This is a genomic window from Homoserinimonas sp. (assembly GCF_056262345.1).
This window is the reverse complement of record NZ_JBACFR010000234.1, coordinates 1-3,918: the sequence shown is the minus strand read 5'-3', so window position 1 is coordinate 3,918 and position 3,918 is coordinate 1. Positions and strand designations below refer to the sequence as shown.

5 protein-coding genes are annotated in these 3,918 nt (G+C 63.4%); 1 reads left to right on the top strand and 4 read right to left on the bottom strand.

The genetic code is table 11. From position 1 onward, the window contains the following. From AC062T_RS11360 to AC062T_RS11350, 3 genes are all read right to left on the bottom strand, one after another. A partial coding sequence (locus tag AC062T_RS11360; protein WP_476030118.1) for a TetR family transcriptional regulator occupies window positions 1-215 on the bottom strand: 215 nt, incomplete at its 3' end. A 7-nt stretch (window positions 216-222) separates the two neighbouring features. After that, window positions 223-936, bottom strand: a complete 714-nt coding sequence (locus AC062T_RS11355) for an ABC transporter ATP-binding protein (protein WP_476030116.1) — start codon at window positions 934-936, stop codon at window positions 223-225. Then, window positions 933-2,036 carry an ABC transporter permease gene (locus AC062T_RS11350; protein WP_476030114.1) on the bottom strand — a complete coding sequence of 368 codons (1,104 nt, stop codon included), beginning with the start codon at window positions 2,034-2,036 and terminating at the stop codon, window positions 933-935. Before AC062T_RS11350 ends, AC062T_RS11355 begins: the two co-directional genes overlap by 4 nt. Window positions 2,037-2,116: 80 nt before the next feature. On the opposite strand from AC062T_RS11350, the gene AC062T_RS11345 reads away from it, so the two are divergent. Next, entirely contained in the window at window positions 2,117-2,479 is a 363-nt protein-coding gene (locus tag AC062T_RS11345) for a hypothetical protein (protein WP_476030112.1), read from the top strand. Between the two features lie 73 nt (window positions 2,480-2,552). On the opposite strand, the gene serA is transcribed toward AC062T_RS11345, so the two are convergent. Next, the coding region (serA, locus tag AC062T_RS11340) for a phosphoglycerate dehydrogenase (protein WP_476030110.1) at window positions 2,553-3,918 on the bottom strand (1,366 nt) is incomplete at its 5' end.

Below are 3,918 nucleotides of genomic sequence, written 5' to 3'. Positions count from 1 at the left end.
ATGATCGCCCTGACAGCGACCTCCGCCAGCAGGTCCCCCGACGAGGGAAAATACTCGTAGACGCTGCTCCGCGCCAAACCGACTGCCTTGCCGACGGCGGCGGGCGTAACCGCCGCCGTGCCGTCGGCCAGAAGAATCCGGCTCGCCTCATGAATCAGGGCCTCGCGCTGAATCGCGCGATGCTCCACAACAGAAGGCGCAGTGATTCTTGGCATTAGTCCATTATGCAAGCGATGCCGGGGCGGGCTCTGCCAGCACGCCGTCCTGCATCCGCAGCACCCGGTCGGTGTGAGAGAGAACCTCGGTGTCGTGGGTGACCATGACACAGGCAGTTCCCGTGGCATGCACACGCTCAGCGAGGAGCGCCACGATGTCGTCGGCCCGCGAATGATCGAGGGCACTGGTCGGCTCGTCAACGAGAAGCACGGCAGGGTCGCCCATGAGCGCCCGAGCGATGCCGACCCGCTGCCGCTCGCCGCCCGAGAGCTGCGAGGGGCGTCGATCGGCCCGGTGCGTCATGCCCACCGAGGCCAATAGTTCGTCGGCCTTCGCCCGGTGCTGTGCGGTGATTCGCCCCGCAATGTGCGGAACGATGAGCAGCTGATCGCGAGCCGACAGCGACGGCAGCAGGTTGGTTGACTGAAAGACAAACCCGATCTGATCTTGGCGAAGCTGCGCCAGCTTTCGCTTGGAGAGACCCTTGATGGCCTGCCCACCGATGATGACGCTGCCGGAGGTTGCGGGCATGAGTGCTCCCGCGACAGCGAGCAGGCTCGATTTTCCCGAACCAGAGGGGCCGACGATCGCGACGAGTTCGCCGCGGGCCACCTCAAGCGAAACCCGATCAAGCGCGGTCACTGTCTCGTCGCCGGCTGGCAGCGTGAGGGTGACGTCAGTGAGTGAAAGTGCTGGAGTTAGTGAGTGTGATGTGGTCATCGGGCGCCTCCCAGCGCAATGAGCGGGTCAACCCGCGTGATCTGTCGGATAGCAACCAGCGCTCCCGCCGCGCCGAGGACGATGATGAGGCCGAACCCTGTGAGCACAGGGCCAACCTCAAGCACGAACGGCATGCCTGCTGGCATCGCTGCGCCGAGCGCCCATCCGGCTGCTCCGCCCACTGCGGTTGCTCCGACCAGGATGATCAGAACCTGCGAGAGCGCGTCTCTCACGACGTAGCCTCCCGAGGCGCCCACCGCCTTGAGGAGCGCAATCTCGGGCTGACGCTGCACGGTCCACACGGTGAAGAACGCCCCGACAACGAGCGCTGAGATGATGTAGAGAAATACCTGGATGAGCACCATCGTCGAGGTCTCCGCCTCGTAGCCGGGCGATGCGTTGAAGGCGTCGGTCTTGCTGATGGCAGAGGTTCCTGCCACAGCAGAGTCGCCGAGGGCTCCGTCGTGCTGAATGGCAATCGCCGTGGCGACCTCGAAGGCGCTCGCGGGAACATCCCCCGGCATGCCGTAGGCGACCTTTTGCCACACGGAGAGCGGCAGATAGATGACCGCCACGTGGCCGTACGAAGCGCTGCCCGTGGTGCCCACGACGGTGAGCTCGGTTCCGATGCGGTCGATCGTGATGACGTCGCCGATGCCGATCTCGTCGTCGGCGATGCCCTGCGAGATGACGACGCCGTTCTCCACTGAGCCGACGCCGTCTCCGTCGATCAGATCTGGTGCGAGAAAGCTGCCCTTTTCGATGCCGAAGAGTGCCGCACTGAGCTGCACTCCGTTGTCGCTTTCTGCATGAACGAGCGCGCTGCCGACAGGAGTCGCGGCGGTAACGCCGTCAACGCCTTCCCATTCGGCGGCCGCCGTGACATCCACCGTGGAGCGTGAGAACTGATCGCTCGTCACCGTCTCGTCGAAGGCGAACGAATCGGCCTTCATGTCGCGCAGGCCTGAGACGCCGTGATCCACGAGTCCTGAGGACAGGCCAGAGAGAATCACCGAGAGCGTTGCCATAAGGGCGACAACGACACCCATGAGCAAGAAGCGACCACGAGCGAAACGCAGGTCGCGGAGAGCTAAAAACATTCGAACCCAATCTTGCCGACACGATGTCGGCAAGTCCAGTATAGCAACATGCCGACAGACTGTCGGATACACTCGGGGCCATGGAAATCCTGCGCGATGTACTTGTCATCCTCCACTTCATCGGCCTCGCCTCCCTTCTGGGCGGCTTCTTGGTGCAGATGTCGGCCTTCCGCACCAAGTCGGCTGTAATCAACCCCGCAATCCTTCACGGTGCGCTTACCCAGCTCGTGACCGGCCTGCTCCTCGTCGTCCTCGCCGAGATGCGCGACGGCGAGGTGAACCACATGAAGATCGGCATCAAGCTGTTCATCGTCATCGTGATTTACGTGCTGGCGCTGGTCAACCGCAAGAAGAAGCCCGTCTCTCCTGCGGTTCTCGGCACGATCGGTCTGCTCACGCTGGCCAACATCGTGATCGCCGTCGTCGTCCCCGGAATGGTCTAAACACTCACAGCAACGACGAGGCGCCCGCGGGAAACTTTCGGCGGCTGCACCTCTTCTGTTGTTGCGGCGGAGACTAGGACTCCGTGATGTCGATTTCCTTCATCACGTCGGCGTCGATAGCCACGCGAACCTTCTCGATCAGGCTCTCTGGTGCCGGCGAGTCGATCGTGAGAACGCTGAGCGCCTGGCCGCCAGCCTCCCGGCGGCTGATCTGCATGCCAGCGATGTTGATGCCGGCGTCACCGAACTCCTTGCCATAGACCGCGACGATCCCGGGGCGGTCGGTGTAGAGCATGACGATGTGGTGCTGAGAGATCGGCACCTCAACATCGTGGCCGTTGATCTCGACCAGCTTCTCGATCTGCTTGGTTCCCGTGAGAGTCGCAGAAACCGAAAGCTGCGTGCCATCGGTGAGACCGCCACGGATGGTCAGCAGGTTGCGGTATTCGTCGCTCACGGGGTCAGTGATCAGGCGCACCTCGATGCCGCGCTGATCGGCAAGCAAGGGCGCGTTGACGTAGGACACCGTCTCGCTGACGACGTTGGTGAAGATTCCCTTGAGCGCGGCGAGCTTGAGCACCTTGACATCGAGATCCGCGATCTCGCCGCGAACCTCAACATCCACGCTCGTGACCGGTCCCTGGGCGAGTGCGCTGAAGATCTGGCCCAGCTTCTCCATGAGCGGAATGCCCGGGCGAACCGACTCGTCGATGACGCCACCGGCCACGTTCACCGCGTCGGGAACGAGCTCGCCATCGAGAGCGAGACGCACCGACTTGGCAACAGAGACGCCAGCCTTCTCCTGAGCCTCATCCGTTGACGCGCCGAGGTGGGGCGTCAGAACGATGTTGTCGAGGGTCGTGAGAGGCGAGTCCTTGGGGGGCTCGCTCACGAAGACATCGAGACCAGCGGCGGCGATGCGCTTGGTCGACAGCGCCTCGAAGAGGGCATCTTCGTCGATAATTCCGCCGCGGCTGCAGTTGACGATGCGCAGGGTCGGCTTTGCCTTGGCGAACTCGGCTGCTCCGAAGAGGCCCGTCGTCTCCGGCGTCTTGGGGATGTGAATGGTGATGAAGTCAGACTGCTCGATGAGCTCGTCAAGGCTCACGACCGAAACGCCGAGCTGCTGTGCGCGCGTGGGCGTGACGTACGGGTCATACGCAATGAGGTTGGCGCCGAAACCGGCGAGGCGCTGAGCGACGAGCGTGCCGATGCGGCCGAGGCCAACGATGCCGATCGTCTTCTCAAAAAGCCCGATGCCGGTGTACTTGGAGCGCTTCCACTCCCCCGCCTTCATGGACTGGTTCGCCTCGGGGATGAACCGGGCGAGGCTCAGGATGTGGCCCACCGCGAGTTCCGCTGCCGAGATCACGTTGGAGGTCGGCGCGTTCACGACCATGACGCCAGCCGTCGTTGCGGCCTTGATGTCGACGTTGTCG